The following is a 24,420-nucleotide window of genomic DNA, read 5'->3' as shown; positions in this document are numbered from 1 at the left end:
GTCAGCGCTTTGTCCAGCATCGCGATTTCACTGCTTGTGGTTTGGCGTCGATCCTATTCCGCGGCAAGCAACGGCTTGTCCTCCTCCAGCGCCTTGCGGCGGGCGGCAAGTTCCAGCTCGCGATGCAGACGAATTTCCTCATCCGCCTGCGGTTTGGCGAAACGGGCGATCAGGAGATAGGAAACCGGCGTGATATAAAGCGTCACCAGCGTCGCAAAACCCAGACCGCCGACGATGACCCAGCCAAGTGCGATACGTGCTTCCGCCCCGGCCCCTTGCGCCAGCACGAGCGGCACGCCGCCGAGAATGGTGGCGATCATCGTCATCATGACCGGGCGCAGACGGATGCTGGTGGCCTTTTCGATAGCCTCGCGCACGGTTGCTCCCTGATCGCGCAGATGGTTGGCGAATTCGACGATAAGGATACCGTTCTTCGCCATCACCCCGACGAGCAGCACGAGGCCGATCTGGCTGTAGACGTTGAGGCTGGAGCCGGTGACGAGCAGCGCGATGACGGCGCAGGCAAGGCCGAGCGGCACCGTCGACATGATGATGATCGAACTCAGCACGCTTTCAAACTGCGCAGCAAGCACCAGGAAGATGATGGCGATCGCAAAACCGAAGGTCAGCAGCATCCCGCTCGAATTTTCCTCCAGCGTGGCCGCCTCGCCAAGCGGCAGCAGACGCGCGCCGGGCGGCATCACGGATTGCGCCAGTTCGTTGACTTTTTGCAGGGCCTGACCGAGCGAAACGCCGTCCTTCAGGTTAGCGGTAAAGCCAACAGAGGGGAGTTGCTGTTCGCGGTTGAGCTGCGGCGCCACCGCATTCTCCCTGAGCGAGGCGATGACCGACATTGGCACGATCTTGCCGTCACCCGTTTTCAGGAACACGTTTTCAAGATCGGTGGGATCGTTGATCGGTCGGGTGGAAGACAAGAGCCTGACCGGGATGGCATCGCCATCCACGAAGACGTCAACGATCGAGCGACCTTCCAATAGAGATTGCATCGCGCGCGACAGGCCGGTGATGTCGATGCCGAGATCGGAGGCGCGCTCGCGGTCGATGGACACGGAGAGCTGCGCCTGATTGGGCTCGTTGTCGAAGCGCGGCGTGTCGAACAGACCGCTCTCTTCCATCGAAAGCAACAGCTTCTGCGTCGCCTCCGTCAGCGCCGCGTAATTGCTGCCGACCATTGCCATCTGCAAGCCATTGCCGGCGCCGCGGATGCGAAGGCTGTTCGGCTGCATGGCATTGCCGCGCAAGGCCGGAACCTTGTTGGCGGCGGATGTGACGTCAGCGGCGATCTGGTTCTGCGTGCGCTCGCGATCCGCCCAGGGAGCGAGCGTCAGTACCATGAATCCAGTATTGGACGAGCCGTTCATGCCGGTGATGGAGTAGATGTTGCGGATTTCCCCACTGTCGCGCAGCGGCTGCAGGTTTTCCTCGATACGTTGCAGCTGGTCGCGCGTATATTCGAGGCTCACGCCCTGCGGCGCGGTGACCCGCATCATGATAGAGGCGCGGTCCTCGCGCGGCGTCAGTTCGTTCTGGATCATGCCAAAGGCGATCCATGACAGCCCGGAAAAGATCACGGCAGCGACGATGACGATCAGCGGGTTATTGAGGCAGGCGGACAGCGTCGATTTATACGTCGCAGCGAAAACATTGCCAAACCACGCAAGCGGCCCGGTCGGCTCCTTCAGCCCCTCCTTCAGCATGCGCGAAGCGAGCATCGGGCAGAGAGTCAAAGCCACGATGGATGACAGGCCCACCGCAAAGGCCAGCACGAAACCGAACTCGCGGAACAGGCCGCCAAGTTGGCCCGGCAGGAAGGAGAGCGGGATGAAGACGGCGGCAAGCGTCGCGGTCGTCGCTATGACGGCGAAAAAGACCTCCTGCGTGCCGAGAACGGCAGCCGCGCGCGGCCCCATGCCTTCCGCCCGGCGGCGTACGATGTTTTCCAGCACTACGATCGCATCGTCAACGACGAGGCCGGTCGCAAGCACGATGGCAAGCAACGTCAGAATATTGACCGAAAAGCCGACCATATAGATGGCGATGATCGTGCCGATCAGCGCAACCGGCATGGTGATCGCCGGAATGAGCGTCGCGCGCCAATCGCGTAGAAAGAGATAGAGCACCACAACGACGATGACCGCCGAAAGCCCGAGCGCGATCTCCACCTCATGCAGCGCACCCTCGATGAACACCGCATCGTCGCTGGTTACCACGATGCGCGTTCCCTCGGGCAGATTGGCCGACATCGTTTCGACCGCAGCCTTCACGCCGGTGGAAATGTTGAGCGTGTTGGACTGCGCCTGGCGAATGACGCCAAGGCCGACGCCCTGTACGCCATTGGAGCGCAGCGACGTCGATTCGTCATCCGCGCCAAGCATGACGGTCGCGACGTCGCGAAGGCGGATATTGTCCTTGATGAGGAGATTGGAGAAGTCCTCGGGTTTCGTCAGGCTCGCCGTGGCGCGCACGACGATATCCTGCGTCGCGCTTTTCAGCGATCCCGCAGGCACATCGAGAGCGGCGCTGGCGAGCGCATTGGAAACATCCGTGACCGTCAGACCACGACTGGCAAGCGCCGCCTGATTGAGATCGACGCGGAAAACCTTTTCCTGATCGCCATAAAGCTCCACATCGGCGACACCATCGACAGCGGCGAGACGGTCGATAATTTCGTCATCCACCAGTTTGGTCAGGTCTTCCATGCTGAGCGTGGACGAGGTGACCGCAAGACGCATGATGGGCTGGCTGTCTGAATCCGCCTTGATGATCTGCGGCTCGTCGGCATCGTCAGGCAACTGGTTGGTCACACGGCCGATGGCATCGCGCACATCATTGGCCGCGACGGCCATATCGACGTTGTCCCCAAATTCCATCGTGACGCGGCTGGTGCCGAACTGCGAATTGGACGAGATGGATTTCACGCCACTGACGCGGGCAACCGCCCCTTCAATGGTCTGCGTCACTTCCTGGTCAATGGTCTCAGGCGCCGCCCCCTCATAGGTCGTCCTGACGCTGATCGTCGGCCTGTCGACATCCGGCAGTTCGCGCACTTCAACACCCACAAGGGCTGCAAGGCCGGCGACAACCAGAAGCGTGTTGAGGACGGCCGCAAGGATGGGCCGGCGCACGAAAAGCGCGGTAAAGGCAAGCTTGGAGTCCTGACCGGAGGGCGACTGCGTCATTGGCTGGCAACCTCCTCAGCCTTCGGCGCATTGCCGATGCGGACAGCGCCGCCTTCCCTGACGCGCTGCAATCCTTCGATAACAACAGGCTCGCCTTCCGCCAGCTCGGCTTTCACCAGTACCGCGTCCGGGTTGCGCTGCACGATCTGCACCCGCACCTTGTTCGACTTGTTGTCTACGACACGCCAGACATAGGAGCCTTCCGCGTCCCACTGCACTGCCAGCGGATCGACGGAGGCATAGGTCTCGCCGGCAAATCGCATGGTAACGCCGAAGGACATGCCAGCCCTCAGCTCGTCCTTCTCATTGCCGAACTTCGCACGGATACGAATGGTGCGGCTCGCCTCATCCACGCGGTTGTCGACCGCCTCGACCTCGCCGGTGAAGGTTTCGCCGGGCCGCGAAATGGACGTAGCCTCAACCGGCATGCCGATCTTGATCGCCGTCGCAAAACGCTCCGGCGCCCAGAAATTGACGAGAATTTCGGACCGGTCATCAATGCTGACGATGGTGGACTGTGTCGTGACGTTATCACCGATATTGGCGGCAACGATGCCAGCAACGCCATTGATCGGCGCCACGATATCGCGCCGCTTCAAATTGAGCTCCGCGGTGCTGAGCGCAAGCTTTGCAGCTTCCTCCGCGATCTGCGCATCAAGCACGTCGAGGCGGGCGACGGATTTCAGGTTCTTGTAGGAATTGGATTTTTCGACGGCACTGCGCAGCGCGACCTGGGCTTTGTCCCGTTCGATCAATTGTTCGTCGTCATCCAGACGCGCCAATACCTGGCCCTTCACCACACGCTGTCCCGATGAAGTGCGGATTTCCGCAAGTGTGCCGGAGACCTGCGGCATGACCACGACCGACTGGATCGCCTGGCCATTGCCGATCGCGTTCAGACGATCGTTGACGACGCCTCGCTTCACCGGGGCCGTCACCACGAGCGTGGCGTTGGAACTGCGGCGCGCACCGTTGCCGTTCTGGCCAGCCGATGCCCCTGCCGCCGCAACCTCAACGGCGCCGGGCACCGGTTTTGAAAGTCCGACGCTGGCGAGCACATTACGGGCCTCGGGCGAATAAAAGCCCCAGAGACAGAGCCCTGCCCCAACGACGGCCAGACTGACACCCACCTGTTTCCAGACCCGCATATAGTTCTCCGGTTGATCATCACAGCATAAATCGCCCCTTGAATCATAGACTTCGGGACGTCCGCAGTATTCCTGCTTGCCAGAAACGAGGCAACGCACAAATCCGTTTCTTACGTATTTGTAATTTGTAATGGATTTTCGGTGAAAGCGCGACCGAGACCATTATTATCGCAAATGTTCTCACACGCGGATAACCTATCCGGGAGGAAACGAGCCGGAGGAAGCTATGAGCACTGTCATGAAAACACAAAATCCAGAAGCCGATCCGCGTGTGAAAGCGGTCTTCGATGATATCCGGACCACCCGCAAATCGGATTTCATCAACAATATGTGGCTGTATCTCGCCTTTGACCCCGATCTCCTGGAAAAGACATGGGCCGAGGTCAAGGCGGTGATGGCGACACCTTCGGCGCTCGACCCGCTCGTGAAGGAAATGATTTACATTGCAGTGTCCGTCACCAATGGCTGCTCCTACTGCGCCCACTCCCACACCGCGGCCGCAAAAGCCAAGGGAATGACAAACGAACAGCATGCCGATCTGATGCGGGTGATCGCGCTTGCCGGCAAGACCAACCAGCTTGCGGTAGCCCTGCAAGTGCCCGTCGATGCCGCTTTTGATGCTGACCAGAGTGCATGAACCCGAAATAATGCCTTGGAATAGGCGTTTTGAGCGGTGATACCGGAATAAAAGCAGAACGCGGTTCTGGCCTTTACATCCCGAATCACTACATTGGGCCGCATGAGCAACAGTTTTGACGATATGCCGTTCTTCGATGAGGAACCCGTGGCGCCGCGCAGGGCAACGAACAATGCCCCGTCCGAAAACGGCGGCGGGCTTGGAATTGCCGCCCGCGCCATGGCCGCCCGTGATCAGACGCGTGCCGCGCCAGATTATCTTTCCGGGCTCAACCCGGAACAGCGCGAAGCGGTTGAAACGCTTGACGGCCCGGTTCTCGTCCTCGCGGGCGCCGGCACCGGCAAGACCCGTGTTCTGACAACCCGCATCGCCCATATTCTCGCCACTGGCCGCGCCTATCCGAGCCAGATCCTCGCCGTGACCTTCACCAACAAGGCCGCACGCGAGATGAAGGAACGCATCGGCGTTCTCGTCGGCGGCGCGGTCGAGGGCATGCCCTGGCTCGGCACCTTCCACTCCATCGGCGTCAAGCTTCTGCGCCGTCACGCAGAACTCGTCGGCCTGAAATCGGATTTCACCATTCTCGATACGGACGACGTGGTGCGGCTGATCAAGCAGCTCATCCAGGCCGAAGGTCTCGATGATAAGCGCTGGCCGGCCAAACAGTTCGCCGGCATGATCGACGGCTGGAAGAACAAGGGCCTGACGCCGCCGGATATTCCTGAAGGAGACAGCCGCGCCTTCGCAAACGGCAAAGGCCGCGAACTGTACACCGCCTATCAGAACCGGCTGAAGACGCTGAACGCCTGCGACTTCGGCGACCTGCTGCTGCACCCGATCAGCATCTTCCGCCGGAACACCGATATTCTGAAGGAGTATCACCAGAAGTTCCGATACATTCTGGTGGACGAATATCAGGACACCAACACGGCGCAATATATGTGGCTGCGGCTCTTGGCCCAGCGCGCCAAGGGCGAGCCACAGAATGTCTGCTGCGTCGGTGACGATGACCAGTCGATCTATGGCTGGCGCGGCGCGGAAGTGGACAATATCCTGCGTTTCGACAAGGATTTCCCCGGCGCCAAGGTCATCAAGCTCGAACGCAATTATCGTTCAACCGAGCATATTCTCGGTGCGGCCGGCCATCTCATCGCCCATAATGAGGGCCGTCTCGGCAAGACGCTGTTTACCGAACGCAGCAGCCCTGATGACGAAAAGGTCGTGGTGCATGCGGCCTGGGATTCCGAGGAGGAAGCCCGCGCCGTCGGCGAAGAGATCGAGCAGCTTCAGCGCAAAGGTAACATGCTGAACGACATGGCGATCCTTGTCCGCGCCTCCTTCCAGATGCGCGAATTCGAAGACCGGTTCGTCACGCTCGGCCTCAATTACCGCGTCATCGGTGGCCCGCGCTTTTATGAGCGCCTCGAAATCCGCGATGCCATGGCCTATTTCCGCCTCGTCTGCCAGCCGGCTGACGATCTCGCCTTCGAGCGAATCGTCAACACACCGAAACGCGGTCTGGGCGACACAACGATCCGCAACCTGCACGACTATGCGCGCGCGCGTGACATTCCGATGCTGGCCGCAGCCGCCGACATCATCGAGACCGATGAGCTGAAGCCGAAGGCACGCAAGGCGCTGTTCGATGTGGTGCAGGATTTCCGCCGCTGGCAGGGTCTGCTCGAAAACACCGAACACACCACGCTTGCCGAGCAGATCCTCGACGAAAGCGGCTATACCGCCATGTGGCAGGCCGACAAGACGGCCGAAGCACCCGGACGGCTTGAGAACCTCAAGGAACTCATCCGCTCGATGGAAGCCTTTGAAAGCATGCGCGGTTTCCTCGAGCATGTCGCACTCGTCATGGATGCCGAGCAGAACGAAAACCTCGATGCCGTCTCCATCATGACGCTCCATTCCGCCAAGGGTCTGGAATTCGACACCGTCTTCCTGCCTGGCTGGGAAGAAGGCCTGTTTCCGCACCAGCGGGCGCTGGACGAAGGCGGACGCTCCGGTCTTGAGGAAGAACGTCGTCTTGCCTATGTCGGCATCACCCGCGCCAAGAAACTCTGCCATATCTGGTTCGTCTCGAACCGCCGCATTCACGGGCTGTGGCAATCCACCCTGCCCTCGCGGTTCCTGGACGAACTGCCGTCCGCCCATGTGGACGTTGCAGCATCCGACAGCAGTTACGGCGGATATGGCGGGCGCGGCGGCTACGGCCAGTCGCGTTTCGACAAGGCCGATCCCTTCGCCAACACCTATTCCACCCCCGGCTGGAAACGTGCGCAGCAGAACCGCAGCGACGCAACCCGCGACAACTGGGGCACACGCTCCGGCCACGCGGTGGAGCGCATCGGCTACGGCGAAAGCGGCCCCCGTACCCGCACCATCGACGGGGAACTGGTGGCGAAATCCGTCGCTGACACGCCGTCAAAATTCTTCGTGGGCGACCGCGTGTTCCATATCAAGTTTGGCAACGGCAATATCGCCGCCATCGAGGGGAACAAGCTCACGATCGACTTCGACCGCGCCGGCCAGAAGCGCGTGCTGGATGGATTTGTGGAAAAGGTTTGATTCGACAACTATGAGTGCCCGCAGACCTCTTTTTCCGTAGCCCAGGTCATGCCGTTGCAATAAAGGAGTTGCATTGGGATGTGGAGAACGGGTGAGGACTGCCTTGCATATATTACCGAAGAGCCAGCGCAAGCTTGCGGTTTTCCTGATCAACATGGACAGCGCCACAAAGCGCCTTGCCGACATGAATGCGCGTCTCGATGCGTTAGGCCTCGAGGCCGAACGCGTTCCCGGCGTCAACGGCAGGGAACTGAACTATCCCATTCCGGAGTTCAGCGAGCTCTCCTACATGCTGATGCATGGCCGCCGCACCTCTCCGCCCGAGATCGGCTGCTATTTGAGCCATGTTGCCTGCGCCAGCCGGTTTATGGACGCTGACGCGGACATAGCGCTGATCCTCGAAGACGACGTGGTCTTCGACGGGGATTTTCTGGATGCCATTGATGAGGCCGTGCTGAACGGCCGGGACTGGGACATTCTGCGGCTCACGACGGTCAGCAATGGCCGGAAATTCGCGTTTCGACGTCTGTCCAACGGCCGTTCTCTGGCAATTGCCCTCACACGTGAAAAAGGATCGGGCGCCTATCTCGTCAACCGCCGGGCCGGAAAGTGGATCGCCAGTCTCATTCCTATGCGGCTCGCCTACGACATCGCCTTCGACCTGGAATATCTCGCCGGCCTGAAGTCCGCCTTCATCTACCCGCTCTGCGCGACGCAGGATGCCGATGGCGAGAGCCAGATACAGAACAATCTTCGCATCTACCGCCTGCCCCGCTGGCGTTACTTCACCGTTTTGCCCTATCGCGCCTACCTTGAAACCACCCGCTTCCTGCTGCGCGGTTTCCGATTGCTTGTGGCTAAGGCAACGGTAGCGTTACAGCGGGACAAGCGCAAAACACTGGCTGCCGGGCACTGACCGCCCGGCTCACGTTTCGCCAGGCGTAAAGCCGATCAGATAAACTGCCGCAACCACGGCTGCGAGAATGAAAATCGAGATGACGAAAATCGTCATCCTGTTCAATGGCTTGCGAGTCGTTTTCTTCATGCCGGAATAATGCGGCGGGACAGACCTGGTTCCATGGCCTTTGATCCATCTTGCCCGATGGGCGTGCAGTCAGGCGGTGGCGTCCGCGCTCGGCAGTCGGTGTGACAGGTAATCATCCATCTGCGCCATCGCCTCCTGTCGCGAAAGGCCGCCGGACTGCAAGCCAGACCGAAGCCATAACCCGTCGATCAGCGTGGTGATCCCCAGTGCTATCGGTTCGACGTCCTCCTCAGGGACGAGATGCCGCAATGCGGAGAGCAGATTCGACCGCATGCGCGCATGGATCACCTTTTGGATCCGCGCAAGCTGCGGCTCACGGGGAACCTCGGCGCACAACGAAAGCCACGCATGGCAGATCGACGGCTGAAAGAAGCTCTCGTCGAAATTCGCATCGATAATTGCCTGCAATCTCTCCCGCGCGCTTGTGGCGCGATTGAGCCGTGCCACGACTACCTCCGCCAGCTTCACATTGGCTTCGCGCATAGCATGCTCGAAAAGCTCCTGCTTGCTCGCAAAATAATGCAGCACGATGCCTTTGGAGGCGCCCGCCTGCGCCGCAACCCGCTCTAGAGTTGCCCCCGCCATTCCCTCTCTCTGCAACACTTCGAATGCTGCCCGTCTTAGCTCAGCCCGGCGAATATCGCTTATTTTAGTGAGTCGCATTTCAGTCTCCTTACAGAGACACATTGACAAATTTTCCGGAAAGATCAATTATTGTCCCACGGGTCAATTTAGTGACCTATAAGGCAAAGGATTGACTGATGGGACGGTTTAGGACGGTTCTTTCCGCGACAGCATTGATGATATCTGGCGCAAGCGCGGCTTTCTCAGCCGACCCCGAAACCTGTCGGGTCGTTCGCATGGCGGAACCGGGCTGGAATGACCTCGCATTCACCACCGGCATCGCCTCGACACTGCTAAAGGCGCTTCACTACCAGCCGCAAAGCCAGTTGCTCGGCATCGACGTCATCTACACCAGCCTTAAAAGCAAAGACCTCGACGTCTTCCTCGGCTATTGGGATCCGGCGATGGTCAATTATTACAAGCCCTACAAGGAAGACGGTTCGGTCGAAAAAGTCCGCACCAACCTTGTGGGCGCCAAATATACCTTTGCCGTGCCGACTTATGTGTGGGAGGCCGGGGTCAAGGACTTTTCCGACCTGCAGAAGTTCGCCGACAAGTTCGACAGGAAACTCTATGGCATCGAGCCCGGCTCGAACCAGTTGATGCTGAACGCCGTCAATGACCCGTCGCTCGGCCTGAAGGACTGGGAGGTCGTCGAATCCAGCGAACAGGGCATGCTGTCGCAGGTCGCGCGCTTCAGCCGCAACAAGACGTTCATCGTCTTCCAGGGATGGGCACCCCACCCGATGAACAGCAAGTTCGACATCAAATATCTCACTGGTGGCGACAAATTTTATGGACCCAACTTCGGTGCTGCCACCGTCGATACGCAAGTCCGCAAGGGTTATGGGCAGCAATGTCCGAATGTCGTGGCACTGCTGCAAAACCTCGAATTCGACGTCGATTTCGAAAACAAAGGCATGGACCTGATCATGAACGGCGGCCTGTCGCCGGAAGATGCGGCGCTGCAAGCCATTAAAGCGGAGCCGCAGCGGCTTGAGAAATGGCTGAAAGACGTCTCCACCGCCGATGGGCAGAACGGACTCTCAGCGGTAAAGGCGGAGCTTGGGCTATGACGGCGTTGTCTTTGGATCACTGGGAAGATCGCAAGCGCTATATCGACCTGCCGCGCAAACGGCAAATGGCGTTCATCGATACAGAAGGCCCCGGGCCCGTGCTGCTGATGTTGCACGGCTTTTCCGACACCAGCCGCAGCTTTTCGATGCTGGAGCCCTACTTGCAAGAGTACCGACTGATTGTTCCGGATTTGCCGGGACATGGATCATCCTCCATCGGACATGGTTTTCACGTCGCCGACTTTGCGGAAACCATCGACCGTTTCCTGACCCTTATGGGCATCTCTCGGCTGTTTCTGCTGGGCCACTCCCTCGGAGCGATGACAGCAATTGAGCTGGCGGCCCGCCGTTCCTGCTCCGTCCGTGCGATGGGGCTGATTTCCGGCACGCTGGAGCCGGATTTTGGCTCTGAAAGCACGCTCACCCAGGATATCCTCGCCTTGCGCGACCCGATCAAGCCGACGGGCGGCTTCCTGCGCGACTGGTATTTCTGCAACCATCCGGTCAACGAGGATTTTCTCGGCAGAATGAAGCATGACGCGGCTAACATGCCGGCGGAAATCTGGCATGGCGTCGTGAAAGCCTTCGCAGAAACGAATCTGCGCCACAGTGCTTCCAAGATAGATGTTCCCGTGCTCTGCATTTCCGGCTCGGAAGACCCGCTCTTTGACGAATCTCACAGACAGCAACTTGCCGAGGCCTTTCTAACGGCCCAGTCGGTGACGCTGCCGGGGCAAGGACACAATCCACACTGGGAAGATCCACGCTGCGTTTCGACTTTGGTCACAGAGTTCTTCGCGGAAGTAATGATGCAAGCCGGCGCGCGCACCAACATCCAGACGTCCATTGGAGATCGCTGATCGCTTTAACGGACCCCTGTAACCCGAGAATTCGATTTCGCTTCCGGCACCGATAGGATAACGCTTCACAGCGCAATCAAAATTCGGCCGCCATGACAGATACGACCCATCCACGTCTCAATCCGCTGCACCTCGCCGCTGCCTTTGCCAGCGGCTGTCTTCTGACATTGATGGTCCATTTCAACGGCCAGCTCGCCCACTACGGCAGCGCCCTGTTTTCGTCCTGGACCGCACACGGCACCGGGACGGTGGCAGCACTGATCTATCTCGCCGTCATGCGGCCAAAGAAAGACAGGACAGCTCCGGAAAAACCGAAAGCGCCGCTATGGGCCTATTGCGGCGGGGTGGTCGGCGCAGCCATCGTCATTCTCACCTCCACGGCCGTCAATTCGCCGCTGGCGCTATCAGGCACCATTGCGCTTGGCCTTGGAGGGCAGGTGATATTCAGTCTGCTCGCCGATCTTTTCGGCCTTTTCGGCCTGCCGAAAAGGAGGCCGGACCTGCGGGACCTGGCCGCCGTGGCGCTCATCCTCTGCGGCAGCGCCCTCATCATCCTTGTCGGGAGAGCCGCATGATTGTCTGGATCGCCATGGCTTTTGCCGGCGGCGTCTTCGTCGCGCTCAGCCGCCAGATCAACGGTCGCCTCAGCCTCTCCAATTCGCCGCTGATCGCCTCCTTCTGGAACCACATTGTGGGTTTCGGCGTCCTGACCGTTATCGGGCTTGCCGTCGGCGGTCTCATTCCGCCGGGCGCGGCGGAGGCACCATGGCTTGCCTATATTGGCGGCCCGATCGGCGTCGTTTTCATCGCCTCAGGAAGCTGGCTCATCCCCCGCATCGGTGCGGTCAATACTGCCCTTCTCGTCATCAGCGGGCAGATGGTGTCAGGCGTGGTTCTCGATTTTTTCAGCGAACACCCGCCGAAAATCTGGGCCTCTGCACTGGGAATCCTGCTTATCCTTGCCGGCATGGTGCTGACGCAACGGCGTCGCTGAAACCAAAACGCGATCAGGAATCCTTGCCACGCGAGAACATGCCGAACAGGGTCTTTCCGCCGCTCTTGCCGCCGCTGCTTGCCAGTGTCGGACGATTGCCGTTCAGCTTCGGCACAACCACCATGCGCTTGACTTCGCCGCGCTTGAAGGCAGCCAGGAAGCGCGAATAATCGCGGAACACCACGCATCCGTTCGACTCGCCGCGTTTCGCGAGCATGTAGGTATGGGCAAGAAGACCGTCGCGGCCGTGCGGATTGACACCGTTTTCCGGCGTCAGGCGAATGGCTTCGACACCGTGGAAGCGCGCTTCGCGCATCGTCAGTCGATAGCTGGAAGGCGGCGTCGAGCCGCGCATCTTCACATGCACATAGTCGGGATTGTCACGCATCTTGCCGATGCCCGAATGGGCTTCCAGCTTTTCGCCATTCGGCATGTGCACGACACCGGAGGAGATATCGTAGATGGCGGTGCCATTCCCGCGGTCCGGCCACGGAACGGCATCCATCTTGCTTGGCTCGCGCATCGGATTGTCAGGCTTTGCAAAGGCGAGCATGGCGCCCGTGCTCTGCTTTGGCGGCGCGGGCGCGCGCAGCGGAACCGGCGCATCGAAAGCAGGAGCGGAAGCGACGGCCGGAACATCAGCCTTGGATGACGTGGCAGGACGCGGCGACGGCTCAACGGCCTCGGCGGTCGCAACTTCAGGCCGGAAACTCGGCAGCGGCACATCGTCCGGAAGCAGACTGCTTGCTTCTTCCTCGATCTGCGGTCGCGCCAGCGCCACTTCAAATGCGGGATGCTGGGGGACGGTGCTCTGATAGGCCACGTCCGAGGTGCGGCCCAAAGCGGAATCAACGATTGCCGATGGCTTCAGGGCGGCAAGTTCCTTTACCGTCGCCTGCCCCTTGGCATTAGCAGCCGCACCAAAACGCTCGCCGAATTCCTTCGCGCCAATTTCAGGCATGATGCCGGCAAGGCGAACCGCTTTTTGCTGGACGTGGTTATGATCGCTCAACCGGGAAAACTTGCGCACGTGAATATCGCGTGCAGTTGCGTGTGCGATCGCGGTTTCGGCTGAATCGAGTTTTGCGACCAGAGTCTTTTCAAATTGCCCCACGCCATGCGAGGCAGCCGCCATGCTGTGCAGCGAGGCAAAGGCCGCGACGGCAAACAGTCCGGCAAAAACGCCGCCGCCGAGGAGCGCGGACATGCGCCCGTGCGAAGAGGATTTGCCTCTCTTGGCGGAAGACGAACCGGCAAAGCCGGCATCATTATAGGCCGCAGCAGAAAACGCCATGATACTCGTTACTCGAACCGTTCACGCACATCCGGTCGATGCCGGAGGGATTTTGGGACATCCGAAGAGCCGGTGAACACCACGCCGCTTTCGGAACTGACTGGTTCGAAGCATGCCGAATTATGGTAACCAAAGTGTTTACGAGTCCCTGCAAAAATATTTCGTTAAGGTCTGCGCATCTTAAGGCGAAGGCAAAACAATGACTTGCGCGGGCACAGCGTGCATCCGCACTGCATCGTCCCGGGAAATGCCCTTGTAAGGGCCGTCATCGGCCTGGAAAACTTCCGTCGCCACATCGTCAGGTAAATTCCGACTTGGCCGGAAATTTGCTGCAAATGCGGCAGGACTGCGACATGGCAAGCCACCGTGCGTTCAATGTCCTCTGCACGACAGGTCGAAAATGACTTGATCCGCCAAAGCCGGCTTGGCATCCTTTAAAAAAACGGGAGGCCATCATGAAGGCGCTGCTGCTCATCGATATACAGAACGGGTTCTGCCCGGGCGGCAATCTGGCGGTTGCCGATGGAGACAAGGTCGTGCCCATTGCCAATGCGCTGATCGACAATGGCGGCTATGATCTCATCGTCGCCTCGCAGGACTGGCACCCGGAAAATCACGGCAGCTTCGCCTCGCAGCATCCCGACAAGAAACCGTTCGATATGGGAGAGCTCTCCGGCAAGCCGCAGATGATGTGGCCGGACCATTGCGTGCAAGGCACGCCCGACGCCGAATTTCATGCCGACCTGAAAACGGAGGCCTTCGATTACATCCAGCAGAAGGGCGAGAACCCCGCAATCGACAGCTACTCCGCTTTCCGCGACAACGATCAGGTGGCCACAACCGGCCTTTCCGACTATCTGACGCGCCAGGGCGTGACACAACTCGACATCTGCGGCCTTGCAACAGATTACTGCGTCAGTTTTTCCGTACTCGATGCGCTGGAGATGCTGCCCGGCGTCAAGGTCCGTTTTATCGAGGACGCCAGCCGCGGCATCGATCCGCAGGGTATCAAGGCCGCGATTGCGACGATGCGGGAAAAAGGTGCGACGATTCTGAAAAGTGGCGACATTCTGGGCGACTAGAACATTTCCACCCGAAGTGAAAACGCTTCGGCGTCGGACAATGCGGCAATAACAAAAGGCTAAAGCATTTTCGGTGATCCCATGGTCACAGGAAATGCTCTAGATCAGCGAGGCTTGGCCTTCTCGAGCACGTCGATATCTCCGGCCGCGTCATCAAGCCGTCTCAAGATCGCCGTCTGGGCATCGCGAAGCCCCTGATTGTAGAAAACATATCCGATTTCTTCGGCCAGAAAATCGACGAAGATTTCCGCCTGCAGGAGACCGATTTCGGCTTCGGCCTCCCGGGCAAGATAAGCCCTGATACGAGCGGCCAAATCGGCCTTTTCCTGCTTTTCCAGCATTGATTTTCCACTGTCCGGCATCTGAGACCCGCGTGGAGACCCGGCGCGAAGCCGGTGGATATTGCGCTCCACAGCAAGCGTTACCGTAACGGAAGCTTCAAGTTAATCAATCGATCCATTCACGCAATTCGTTTGCCAGTCGGACAGGACGGCGATAGAGCGGCGGCAAGGAGTTTCCAAACATGTCTAATTTAGATTTCCGCGAGGGGTTGAGGAGCGGGTTCCCGATCGCCCTCTCCGCCGCCCCCTTCGGCGCACTGTTCGGCGCAGTCGCCGCCGACAACGGCCTCAGCATCACCGAAGCCACGATCATGAGCGGCACCGTTTATGCCGGCGCGAGCCAGCTCGTGGGTATCGAACTTTTCGGCCAGAAGGTTGCGCCCTGGCTGATCGTTCTTTCGGTCTTCGCGGTCAATTTCCGCCACATCCTCTATTCGGCCGCCATTGCCAGAATGATCTCGAACTGGTCGTTTTTGCAGAAGGCTACCGGCTTCTTTGTCCTTGTCGATCCGCAATTCGCCGAATCCGTGCGGAAATACGAGAATACCGGCCGAGTGGATTTCTCCTGGTATATGGGCTTCGCGGCCCCGATTTACCTGCTGTGGATTGTCATGACCGTTGTCGGCGCATCGCTCGGCAACCTCGTCGGGGACCCGAACGCCATCGGTCTTGATGTGCTGCTGCCGATCTATTTCATGGGTATGGTCCTCAGCTTCCGCCAGCGGGAGAATTTTTATCCGGTGATGCTGGCGAGCGCTGTTGGCGCGACGGTGGCCTATCACTTTGTCGGCTCGCCCTGGCATGTGAGCCTTGGTGCGGTGGCCGGCATCCTTGTCGCGGTCATCTATCCGCCGAAGCCGAGCGAGAGGTTGAGTGCCGAGAACGGGGTGGACGCGCCATGAGTGACATGTTGCACGGCGATACCCTCTTCCTGATCGCGCTTGCCGCAATCGCCACTTATCTCACCCGCGTTGGTGGCTATGTGCTGATGACACGAATGAAATCGATCCCACCACGCATGGAGGCGGGATTAAACGCGGTGCCGGTTGCGGTCCTGACCACGCTTGTCGCACCCGCCTTTTTCGAAGGCGGATACGAGGTAAAGATCGGCATAGTGGCAGCCCTTCTGGTCTGCCTGCGCTTTCCTGGCCTGACGATGCTTGTCATCGGCTGGGCCATCGTCATTGCCATGAGGCATTTCGGGCTCTTTTAAACAGCCCGCTCAAGGGGCCTGGTTGCAGCAACCAGCCAAGCCTTCACCTCTTCATCCGTGATCAACGGCGAAAGCTTTTCCAGAACCCCCGCGTGATAGGCATTCAGCCAGTTGAGTTCTTCGTCGGTAAGGAGCGCCGTGACGATCAGCCTGCGGTCGATCGGGCACCAGGTCAGCGTCTCGAAGGAAAGCATCGGCTGGTCGCCGCCGGGTACGTCTTCAGCCTCGCGTACATAGATCAGGTTCTCGATGCGGATACCGAAGGCGCCGGGGCGGTAATAACCCGGCTCGTTCGACAGGATCATGCCAGGCAGAAGCTCCTGTGTCGAAAGCCGCGAGATACGCTGCGGACCCTCATGCACGGAAAGATAAGAGCCGACGCCGTGGCCGGTGCCATGCGCATAATCCGCGCCTGCCTTCCATAGCGCGATGCGCGCCAGAGGATCGAGATCGCACCCGCGCGTTCCCTTCGGGAACCGTGCGGTGCTGATGCCGATCATCCCTTTCAGGACCAGTGTGAAGAAGCGCTTCTGTTCGTCCGGAACAGCACCGATCGCAACCGTGCGGGTGATATCGGTAGTGCCGTTGACGTATTGCGCACCCGAATCGACGAGGAACATCTCGCCGTCGGCGAGTGTCCGGTCGGTGTCTGTCGTCACGCGGTAATGGATGATCGCGGCGTGTTCGCCCGCACCGGAAATCGTGTCGAAAGAGACGTCCTTCAGCGGGTTCTGCAGGCCCTGCCCCACCTTGATGCGCGCTGCCTCCAAAGCCTTGACCGCAGCAATTTCGGTGACGCTGCCGGGCTGCTGACTGTCCAGCCAGCAGAGATAGTCGACCATGGCCGCTCCATCCTGCACATGCGCGGCGGCCGAGCCCGCAAGCTCCGCCTTGTTCTTGCGCGCCCGCGGCAACCGCACCGGGTCGGCCTCTTCGACCAGCGCCCCTCCCGCCGCGGTGATGGCGCCGGTCAGCGCCACCGGCGTCAGATCGGCATCGATCATTACCCTGCCCTTGGCGCTGGCAATGGCATGCAGACGGTCGGCAATTGTCGAGGGCGGCAATTGGGTGGCAAGCTGCGCCAGATAGGCTTCGGCCTCGATGCCGGTTTTGCGCTTGTCGAGAAAGATATCTGCCCGGCCATCGGCGTAAACTATCGCGCGGGCAAGCGGATGCGGCGTGTGTGGCACGTCGTTTCCGCGAATGTTGAAAATCCAGGCGATGGAGGACGGGTCGGTGACGAGCAAGGCATCCGCGCCCTTCTCCGCAACCGTTTTAGCGAGCGCTGCGATCTTGTCCTTCGACAGCGTGCCGGTGAAAGCCTCCGGCTGGATGACAACGGGCTCCAGCGGCTCGGCCGGCCTGTTCTCCCAGAGAGCATCCAGTGGGTTCTTTTCAACGAGCACCACGGAACCGCCCTTGCCGGCCAACGCCTTTTCAAGCCGTTTCAGCTCCGCACCGGTATGCAGCCATGGATCGATACCGAGTCGGAAACCCTTTGGCGCATGGTCAGCAAGCCAGACGGAAGGCGGCGCGCCCACGAGATCACCGCCGGTGAACACCGATTGATCGACCTGCGACGTGAGTTGGGTCGTGTAGCGGCCATCGACAAACACCACCGCCTGCGTGCGCGTCACCAGCGCCATGCCGGCAGAGCCGGTAAAGCCCGTCAGCCACGACAGGCGTTCGGCGCACTCAGGCACATATTCCCCCTGATATTCATCAGCGCGCGGCACGAGGAATCCGTCGATACCGAGTGTATCGAAACCGGCGCGCAGCGCCTCGACACGGGCCTTGCCAAATTGCGGCGCGGATTTGTTTTCGAAGGTCTGGAACATGGGTGTCTTTCGGGAACTGTCATGACAAAAGCGGTCGCTCGTGTGAACACAGGCAAGCGGCCGGAAAGGACAATGCCATGCGGGTGAAGCCGGTTTCAAGCCATATATGACAGCGCAGAATACGGCGACAAATTGTGCATTCTGCGCGTCAAAAGTATTACTCAAGACATCATGATATGCGACATACGCATATCTACCGTGAGCATTCCCACCTAACCAAACAAAAACACATCGCTTATATCAAGAACAACACAGCGAGAGAGACACTCTCCTGGCAAACAAGGATTTGAAGCAATGGCTAAATCTTTCCTCCGCACCGCCTTCGATCGCGTCGTTGAAGCACGCGAGCGTCAGGTCAGCCGCCATGTCAACGCCGCCCTTCTGAACCTCGACGACAAGTCGCTCGAAGCGCTCGGCATGAACCGCGCCGATCTGCGTCGCAAGGCAAAGTCCAGCTACGTATTCTGATAACGTCAGGCGCGGCGATCCTCCCTCCACCGCGTCTGAACAGGAATACGTCGACCCGCTTGAGCAAGCTCCTCCCACGCTCGCGGGTTCCAGGCGGCGCGAAAGCGCCGCCTTTTCTTTTGCGGTAAAGGCGTTGCCGGGAACTCAGTCCTTGCGCAGGTGGAGCGTTACCCAGCCATTACGCCAGATGGTGCGAATATGGGAAAGCCTTGCGCCATTATAGGCGGAGAGCACCTTCCAGCGCTGCGATGCCAGAATGCCGGAGAGAATCACGGTGCCGCCGGGTGCAAGATGCGTGACAAGCTGCGGCGCCATCTTGATAAGCGGCCGCGCCAGAATATTGGCGATGATGAGATCGAACGGGCCATGCTTGCGGAAGGCATCCGAATGAAAGCCCGGCGCTGTCTCCAGCGTCATACCGGAAACGATGCCATTCAGCCGCACATTTTCCTTCGCCACCTTCACCGCGACGGGATCGATATCAGTCGCCAGCACGGGAATGGGACGCATCTTGCGCACGGCAATAGCGAGAACGCCGCTGCCGGTGCCGAGATCGAGCGCATTGCGCACGGTGCGCGCCCGCAGCACGTCCTCGATCATTTCAAGGCAGCCAGCCGTCGTGCCGTGATGGCCGGTGCCAAAGGCTTGGCCGGCCTCGATTTCAATCGCGAGATCGTTTGCCCGCACCTTATCTCGATCATGAGCGCCGTGAACGATGAAACGGCCTGCCCGGACCGGCTTCAAACCCTCTAGCGATTTGGCGATCCAGTCGACATCGGGAACGATCTCCTTGTCGATGACAAGGTCCGGAAAGGCGGGCGCAAGCAGCGTGCCGATACGCTCACGAAATTCCTCTTCCTGCTCGGCCATCAGATAGACCGAGGCTTCCCAGATGTCGCGCTTCTCATCCACCTCGGTCGTGGCGATCGCAACGTCCTCTTCGCCAAAATAATCCGACATCAGATCGAGGATTTCACCGGCCTTGATTTCGGTCGTGGTGACGTAAAGTCGGATTTCGCTCACGGCAGGCTGCTTTCTCTGGCTTTGGCTGTTCAATCTGCCTTTGCCATAAAACTGTCGCCAGTCCAATAAGCGCCGCGCAATTATACCTTCACGCCCTTCAGAAGGTTCTGCAGCTTCTGCTCGGCAACATCAGGATTTTCCCCGTAAGCAATTGTTCCCGCAAAGCGACCGTTGGCATCGAGCAAAATGACGGAGGCCGTATGATCCATGGTGTAATCGCCATTCGGATCCTTCTCGTCGACAGGCACCTTTTTGGCGTAGATGCGATAGCCTTTGAGCGTCTCTGCAATCTTGTCGGCAGGGCCGGTGATGCCGGTAATGCGCTTCGAGACGTTGGACACATATTGCTGCATGATCTCGGGCGTATCACGCTCGGGATCGACGGAGACGAAGTAGGCCTGCAGCTTGTCGCCGGCCGGGTCCACTTTCTCCATCCAGCCATTCAACTCAAACAGGGTCGTCGGGCAGACTTCCGGGCAATGGGTAAAGCCGAAGAACAGCGCTGTCGGCTTGCCCTGAAAAGCTTTTTCGGTGATAGGCGATCCATTTTGCGCCGTCAGTTCAAACGGCACGCCATAGGCCGTTTCCACCATCTGCTCACGGGTTTTCGTCATCTCGAGCGTCAGCCAACTGACCACACCGGCGAGAACGACCACCACGGCCCACAATACGATACGAATATTCTTCATAGTCCAATCCTACCCCGAAAGCCTTGCATATCGCAGGCTACGCACTGATAGCGAATGGGGGCCATGGCAGCAATTCAACTGACCGTATTTTGGCCGACCGCGCTGATTTGTCACAAATCGCCGCCGGCGACTTCAGATGCACCAGGCGATGCCGCTCTGCAAGGCGGAAAGGAAGATATCCGTTCCGTGCCGCACCCATCCCTCAAAGGTCAGAATTACGATGGCAAGCGAAGCCAAAGCGGCAAGACTTGCCAGAATAAACTTCAGCGGGTGAGAGACGAGCGTGTTCATGTGACGATGATAACCTGTTTCCACGGTCGCGAAAACCGCCAAAACACTGGGTTTCCACTATGCAAACCCGCAATTGTTAGGGAAAGTTTAAAATCTTGCTGCGCATGATGACCCCAGCGGTTTTCAAAGCCTCGACATGATGTCTCCCGGTTCATTTCCGGCACCGCATAAAGCTCAATCCTGCGCGGGCCTGTTAGAGAGCCATCAGAGGAAACCTGCCGTCATGTCCAACGCCATCAAGCAATCTGGCGCATATCTCGAAATCGTTTCCTTCCATCTGGGCGATCAGGAATTCTGCATCGACATCATGGCGATCCGCGAAATCCGCGGCTGGGCGCCGGTGACGCCGATGCCGCACACGCCGCCTTACGTCCTTGGCCTTATCAACCTGCGCGGCGCCGTCATTCCCGTCATCGACATGGCCGGTCGCCTCGGCATGAAAATGACCGAGCCTTCGGAGCGCTCGGCGATCATCGTTACCGATATCGGTGGCAAGCTGGTCGGACTTCTTGTGGAACAGGTCTCCGACATGATGACCATTCGCTCCGAAGACCTGCAGCCGGCGCCCGATATCATTCCGGAAGAACAGCGCAGCTTCTGCCGCGGCATCGTGGCGCTCGAAAAGAGCATGGTCTGCTTCCTGAACCTCGACACCGTCATTGCCGACGAGTTGGCGCGCGAAGCGGCTTGATCCAGGCATCTATAACGAAATTGAGAGGGGCAGGCCTTAAGGCTTGCCCTTTTGCCATGTGACCTGCTGATTATAAAGCGGCACCGTGGAAATCGCCATCTTGGCCGAACCGTCGGTCAGCTCCCGCGCATGCACCAGATAGATCAGCGTGTCATTGGCCTTGTCATAGACGCGGCTGACGACCAGTTTCTTCCAGACCAGCGACATACCCTGCCGGAACACCTCTTCCCCGCCCTTCGACAGATCGATATCGCCGATTTCCACCGGTCCCGTCTGGCTACAGGAGATGGCGTTGTTGGAGGGATCTTCGAACCAGTTGCCGTTTTTCAGCCGGTCGATGACGCCACGGTCGAAATAGGTCACGTGGCAGGTGACGCCCTTGATTTTCGGATCGGCGATCGCCTCGATAACGATGTCATTGCCCATCCAGTCGACGCCGACCTTGCCGACAACCTGCGAATGCGCGAGCGCAGCTGGCAGAAGCACCAGCAGACCCGCAAACAAACCCGACAGCGTTTTCATCCTCATCGCACCTTCTCCGTTACTCTCGATTAGACATTGGTGGGAAAGCCGCTCAGGCAACCCGTGCTACGGGACGTTTTTTCATGCTGCATGGCTGGTAACCAGTGGCCGTCAGGCGGCCGGCGACCATGCCGATCCTGTCGGCCAGATCGCGGACATGCGCGACGCCCAGGGCCCGCGCGGCGGCGAGGGAAGCGGCGGCGCAGACGACCGCGTCTTCGGCAGCATTGTGATGCACGAAACGCAGCTGGAGATGATGGGCAATGACATTGAGCTTGTGCGATACCAGCTCGGGCCAGACATGCCGGGCAATTTTGACGCTGCACAGATAGGAAAGATCAGGATAGGACTGGCGGTATTTGTCGAATGACGCCCGCATCACGCTGAAATCAAAGGCGGCGTTATGCGCGATCATCGTCGCGCCATTGATATCGTCGATGAACTCCTCCATCACCTCAGGAAATTCTGGCGCATCCTCGACATCGGCCGGCCGGATGCCGTGAACCGCAATGTTGAACGGCGAAAAGCGCATATCCCTGGGACGGATGAGACGTTCTTCCACACGAACGATCTGGCCGTCCTCTATCCACGCCAGACCGACGGAGCAGGCGCTGCCCCTCTCCTCATTGGCGGTTTCGAAATCGATGGCGATGGTTTTCAAGAGTGATTCCCGTTGTTCCCATCAGGCATAAACCGGATTGGCCTCAAAGAGAACCGGCCTCTCCCGAACGGGCTTCCAAAATCATCCAGTCGATGAACGCCACGAGGTCGGGATTATCCATCGCGCGCCTGGGATAAACGATGAAATAGGCAAGCGTGCTCGCCATGTCCTTGCCGAAGGGGGCAACCAGAGCGCCCTCCGCCAACTCGCGCGCAACAAGCGAGCGGCGCGTGAGCGCGACGCCGTGCCCGGCCTTGGCCGCATCCAGCGCGCCGTTGCTGTCGATGAAGACCGTCCCACCCGATGGATCGACTTCAGGCGCTCCCGCCGCCTCCAGCCAGCGCCGCCACTCATTCCTGTTTTCATCATGCAGAAGTGGCACGGATGCCAGATCTCCAGGCTCGCGTAACGCACCATATTTTTCAAGCAATTGCGGCGAGCAGACTGGAAGCGTGCTGTCATCGATGAAGCGAACACTCTCCAGTCCCTCGTAACGGCCAAAGCCGTGCCTTACGGCAAGATCGACATTATCCCTGGCGAAATCGACCAGCCGATTCGTGACGCTGACGCGAACGTCGACATGTGCATGCTGCTGCTGAAACGCCGGCAATCGCGGCATCAGCCATTGGATTGCAAACGTCGGCGTGCAGCTGAGCGTGATGGCCGTCACCTCGGACCGCGCCGTCAATTCTGCGGTTGCCTCGCGCATCATCCGGAAGGCAGTGCGAAGCGCGCCGTAATACCGCTCACCCTCCCGCGTCAGTTCGATGCTGCGCGGCCTTCGCGAAAACAGCTGAACCCCAAGCCGCGTCTCCAGCTCCCGTATTTGCAGGCTGACCGCGCCGGGCGTGACGTTCAACTCATTGGCGGCGAGCGTGACACTGCGATACCGCGCTGCGGCTTCAAAGGCCTGCAGACCTTTCAGCGAAGGAAGTTCGGCTGCCATAATTTAGCTCACCTCAATCATCACGCGAGAAACAATCGTTTGAATTAATCATAGAATACAGCGTAAATTGGCGCAACAGGACATGACATGGACGGTGAATCACACCGCCTTCCCTTAAGCTAAACTCAACCTGATTTCGGGTGGTCTGCGTCGATCGGCTTTGCGATCATGTCCACACCGATGGTTCCGGAGAGATCACGATGGCAATACAGAAACAGATGGATGCCCGCGAATGGGCGATGCTCATGGCGCTTTCACTGCTGTGGGGCGGATCGTTCTTTTTCATCGGCGTTGCGGTCAAGGAGCTGCCGCCGGTCACCATCGTTGCGTTAAGGGTCACATTTGCCGCGACGGCCCTCCTCATCGTCTGCCGCATCATGGGTCTTCGCCTGCCGCGCGAAACAGCGGTGTGGCGCGCCTTCTTCGGAATGGGGCTGCTCAACAACATCGTTCCCTTCTGCCTCATTGTCTGGGGGCAGACGCATATTGCCAGCGGGTTGGCTTCCATCCTCAATGCCACGACACCGCTTTTCACCGTTATCGTCGCGCATTTTCTGACCGCCGACGAAAAGATGACCGGCAACAAGCTGGCCGGTGTCCTCATTGGCTTCGCCGGCGTGGCGACCATGATCGGGCCGGCAGCCTTTACAGGATCATCCGGGCTCTGGGGCCAGCTTGCCATTCTAGGCGCGGCCATATCCTATTCCTTCGCCGGTATTTTCGGCCGCCGCTTCAAGGCCATGGGGGTGCCACCGCTGATGACCGCCACCGGCCAGATTTCCTCCTCCACAATCATGTTGATACCCGCCGCCCTTCTCATCGACAGGCCATGGACGCTCGCCATACCGAGCCTCGGGACCTGGGGCGCCTTGATCGGCATCGCCCTGCTCTCAACGGCACTCGCCTACCTGATCTTCTTCCGCATTCTCGCCAGCGCCGGCGCCACCAACCTCGCGCTCGTCACCTTCCTCATCCCGGTCAGCGCCATCCTGCTTGGATCGCTGCTCCTTGGCGAGCAACTGGAGTTGAAACATTTCGCCGGCATGACTTTGATCGCCGCGGGGCTGGCCGCAATCGACGGCAGGTTGCCGGCAAAACTCAAGGGCCTGTTTCGCAGCGCCCCGGCTTGACAGACTTGAGGGCTAAAAGCATTCTGCCGCCATGATCGTCATACGCCAGAGACACACCCGTCACTATACC

25 protein-coding genes are annotated in these 24,420 nt (G+C 59.3%); 13 read left to right on the top strand and 12 right to left on the bottom strand.

Going from position 1 to position 24,420, the window contains the following annotated elements:
- Positions 1–53: 53 nt before the first annotated feature.
- Positions 54–3,200: an efflux RND transporter permease subunit gene (locus tag AT6N2_RS00350; protein WP_209087599.1), complete on the bottom strand. Its 3,147-nt coding sequence runs from the start codon at positions 3,198–3,200 to the stop codon at positions 54–56.
- Positions 3,197–4,348: an efflux RND transporter periplasmic adaptor subunit gene (locus AT6N2_RS00345; protein WP_209087597.1), complete on the bottom strand. Its 1,152-nt coding sequence runs from the start codon at positions 4,346–4,348 to the stop codon at positions 3,197–3,199. The genes AT6N2_RS00350 and AT6N2_RS00345 overlap by 4 nt, the downstream gene beginning before the upstream one ends.
- Positions 4,349–4,574: 226 nt before the next feature.
- On the opposite strand from AT6N2_RS00345, the gene AT6N2_RS00340 reads away from it, so the two are divergent.
- The 3 genes from AT6N2_RS00340 to AT6N2_RS00330 all read left to right on the top strand — a co-directional run bounded on the left by AT6N2_RS00340 (position 4,575) and on the right by AT6N2_RS00330 (position 8,478).
- Positions 4,575–4,985 (top strand): carboxymuconolactone decarboxylase family protein, encoded by a 411-nt coding sequence (locus AT6N2_RS00340; RefSeq protein ID WP_209087595.1) that lies wholly within the window; start codon positions 4,575–4,577, stop codon positions 4,983–4,985.
- Positions 4,986–5,087: 102 nt separating this feature from the next.
- Positions 5,088–7,562, top strand: coding sequence for an ATP-dependent helicase (locus tag AT6N2_RS00335; RefSeq protein WP_209087593.1), 2,475 nt, complete (start codon positions 5,088–5,090; stop codon positions 7,560–7,562).
- A gap of 103 nt (positions 7,563–7,665) precedes the next feature.
- On the top strand, positions 7,666–8,478 hold the full coding sequence (locus AT6N2_RS00330) for a glycosyltransferase family 25 protein (RefSeq protein WP_144577396.1): 813 nt from the start codon (positions 7,666–7,668) through the stop codon (positions 8,476–8,478).
- 198 nt (positions 8,479–8,676) lie between these two features.
- On the opposite strand, the gene betI is transcribed toward AT6N2_RS00330, so the two are convergent.
- Positions 8,677–9,270, bottom strand: coding sequence for a choline-binding transcriptional repressor BetI (gene betI, locus AT6N2_RS00325; protein WP_209089563.1), 594 nt, complete (start codon positions 9,268–9,270; stop codon positions 8,677–8,679).
- 137 nt (positions 9,271–9,407) lie between these two features.
- Here betI and AT6N2_RS00320 point away from each other — a divergent pair, with 137 nt between their 5' ends.
- The 4 genes from AT6N2_RS00320 to AT6N2_RS00305 all read left to right on the top strand — a co-directional run bounded on the left by AT6N2_RS00320 (position 9,408) and on the right by AT6N2_RS00305 (position 12,161).
- Positions 9,408–10,307, top strand: a complete 900-nt coding sequence (locus AT6N2_RS00320) for a choline ABC transporter substrate-binding protein (RefSeq protein ID WP_425292736.1) — start codon at positions 9,408–9,410, stop codon at positions 10,305–10,307.
- On the top strand, positions 10,304–11,167 hold the full coding sequence (locus AT6N2_RS00315) for an alpha/beta fold hydrolase (protein WP_209087589.1): 864 nt from the start codon (positions 10,304–10,306) through the stop codon (positions 11,165–11,167). The genes AT6N2_RS00320 and AT6N2_RS00315 overlap by 4 nt, the downstream gene beginning before the upstream one ends.
- 92 nt (positions 11,168–11,259) lie before the next feature.
- Positions 11,260–11,742: a DMT family transporter gene (locus AT6N2_RS00310; protein WP_063950547.1), complete on the top strand. Its 483-nt coding sequence runs from the start codon at positions 11,260–11,262 to the stop codon at positions 11,740–11,742.
- Positions 11,739–12,161: a DMT family transporter gene (locus tag AT6N2_RS00305; RefSeq protein ID WP_063950548.1), complete on the top strand. Its 423-nt coding sequence runs from the start codon at positions 11,739–11,741 to the stop codon at positions 12,159–12,161. Before AT6N2_RS00310 ends, AT6N2_RS00305 begins: the two co-directional genes overlap by 4 nt.
- Positions 12,162–12,174: 13 nt before the next feature.
- Here AT6N2_RS00305 and AT6N2_RS00300 read toward each other — a convergent pair whose 3' ends face one another.
- Positions 12,175–13,455, bottom strand: a complete 1,281-nt coding sequence (locus AT6N2_RS00300) for a DUF2778 domain-containing protein (protein WP_063950549.1) — start codon at positions 13,453–13,455, stop codon at positions 12,175–12,177.
- A gap of 455 nt (positions 13,456–13,910) precedes the next feature.
- Here AT6N2_RS00300 and pncA point away from each other — a divergent pair, with 455 nt between their 5' ends.
- Entirely contained in the window at positions 13,911–14,537 is a 627-nt protein-coding gene (pncA, locus tag AT6N2_RS00295; RefSeq protein ID WP_063950550.1) for a bifunctional nicotinamidase/pyrazinamidase, read from the top strand.
- A 104-nt stretch (positions 14,538–14,641) separates the two neighbouring features.
- Here the strand turns inward: pncA and AT6N2_RS00290 are convergent, their stop codons facing one another.
- Positions 14,642–14,878: a DUF2164 domain-containing protein gene (locus AT6N2_RS00290; RefSeq protein ID WP_063950551.1), complete on the bottom strand. Its 237-nt coding sequence runs from the start codon at positions 14,876–14,878 to the stop codon at positions 14,642–14,644.
- A 182-nt stretch (positions 14,879–15,060) separates the two neighbouring features.
- Here AT6N2_RS00290 and AT6N2_RS00285 point away from each other — a divergent pair, with 182 nt between their 5' ends.
- Both AT6N2_RS00285 and AT6N2_RS00280 read left to right on the top strand, forming a co-directional pair.
- The gene (locus tag AT6N2_RS00285; RefSeq protein ID WP_063950552.1) at positions 15,061–15,780 is read left to right on the top strand and encodes an AzlC family ABC transporter permease; all 720 of its coding nucleotides are present in this window, start codon (positions 15,061–15,063) and stop codon (positions 15,778–15,780) included.
- Complete coding sequence (locus tag AT6N2_RS00280; RefSeq protein ID WP_209087587.1) at positions 15,777–16,091, top strand: AzlD family protein; 315 nt, start codon at positions 15,777–15,779, stop codon at positions 16,089–16,091. Before AT6N2_RS00285 ends, AT6N2_RS00280 begins: the two co-directional genes overlap by 4 nt.
- On the opposite strand, the gene AT6N2_RS00275 is transcribed toward AT6N2_RS00280, so the two are convergent.
- Entirely contained in the window at positions 16,088–17,929 is a 1,842-nt protein-coding gene (locus AT6N2_RS00275) for an aminopeptidase P family protein (RefSeq protein WP_209087585.1), read from the bottom strand. The genes AT6N2_RS00280 and AT6N2_RS00275 overlap by 4 nt on opposite strands.
- A gap of 294 nt (positions 17,930–18,223) precedes the next feature.
- On the opposite strand from AT6N2_RS00275, the gene AT6N2_RS00270 reads away from it, so the two are divergent.
- Entirely contained in the window at positions 18,224–18,397 is a 174-nt protein-coding gene (locus AT6N2_RS00270) for a hypothetical protein (RefSeq protein ID WP_003522343.1), read from the top strand.
- 144 nt (positions 18,398–18,541) lie between these two features.
- On the opposite strand, the gene AT6N2_RS00265 is transcribed toward AT6N2_RS00270, so the two are convergent.
- From AT6N2_RS00265 to AT6N2_RS00255, 3 genes are all read right to left on the bottom strand, one after another.
- Complete coding sequence (locus tag AT6N2_RS00265; protein WP_063950789.1) at positions 18,542–19,420, bottom strand: 50S ribosomal protein L11 methyltransferase; 879 nt, start codon at positions 19,418–19,420, stop codon at positions 18,542–18,544.
- 80 nt (positions 19,421–19,500) lie between these two features.
- Complete coding sequence (sco, locus tag AT6N2_RS00260; RefSeq protein ID WP_063950555.1) at positions 19,501–20,109, bottom strand: cytochrome oxidase assembly protein Sco; 609 nt, start codon at positions 20,107–20,109, stop codon at positions 19,501–19,503.
- Between the two features lie 132 nt (positions 20,110–20,241).
- A complete protein-coding gene (locus AT6N2_RS00255) occupies positions 20,242–20,400 on the bottom strand; it encodes a hypothetical protein (protein WP_233282456.1) in 159 nt (52 codons plus the stop codon).
- A 223-nt stretch (positions 20,401–20,623) separates the two neighbouring features.
- Here AT6N2_RS00255 and AT6N2_RS00250 point away from each other — a divergent pair, with 223 nt between their 5' ends.
- A complete protein-coding gene (locus AT6N2_RS00250) occupies positions 20,624–21,091 on the top strand; it encodes a chemotaxis protein CheW (RefSeq protein ID WP_003522339.1) in 468 nt (155 codons plus the stop codon).
- Between the two features lie 36 nt (positions 21,092–21,127).
- Here AT6N2_RS00250 and AT6N2_RS00245 read toward each other — a convergent pair whose 3' ends face one another.
- From AT6N2_RS00245 to gcvA, 3 genes are read right to left on the bottom strand one after another with little or no spacing between them, the layout of a single operon-like run.
- Positions 21,128–21,619 carry a CreA family protein gene (locus tag AT6N2_RS00245; RefSeq protein WP_063950557.1) on the bottom strand — a complete coding sequence of 164 codons (492 nt, stop codon included), beginning with the start codon at positions 21,617–21,619 and terminating at the stop codon, positions 21,128–21,130.
- Positions 21,620–21,665: 46 nt separating this feature from the next.
- Positions 21,666–22,274: a 3'-5' exonuclease gene (locus tag AT6N2_RS00240; RefSeq protein WP_063950558.1), complete on the bottom strand. Its 609-nt coding sequence runs from the start codon at positions 22,272–22,274 to the stop codon at positions 21,666–21,668.
- A gap of 43 nt (positions 22,275–22,317) precedes the next feature.
- A complete protein-coding gene (gcvA, locus tag AT6N2_RS00235; protein WP_063950559.1) occupies positions 22,318–23,220 on the bottom strand; it encodes a transcriptional regulator GcvA in 903 nt (300 codons plus the stop codon).
- Between the two features lie 200 nt (positions 23,221–23,420).
- On the opposite strand from gcvA, the gene AT6N2_RS00230 reads away from it, so the two are divergent.
- A complete protein-coding gene (locus AT6N2_RS00230; protein WP_063950560.1) occupies positions 23,421–24,350 on the top strand; it encodes a DMT family transporter in 930 nt (309 codons plus the stop codon).
- Positions 24,351–24,420: the final 70 nt, after the last annotated feature.

The organism is Agrobacterium tumefaciens, from assembly GCF_017726655.1.
Taxonomy (GTDB): domain Bacteria; phylum Pseudomonadota; class Alphaproteobacteria; order Rhizobiales; family Rhizobiaceae; genus Agrobacterium; species Agrobacterium tumefaciens_B.
Note: the sequence above shows the minus strand (reverse complement) of the source record. Positions and strands in the feature narration are given on the sequence as shown.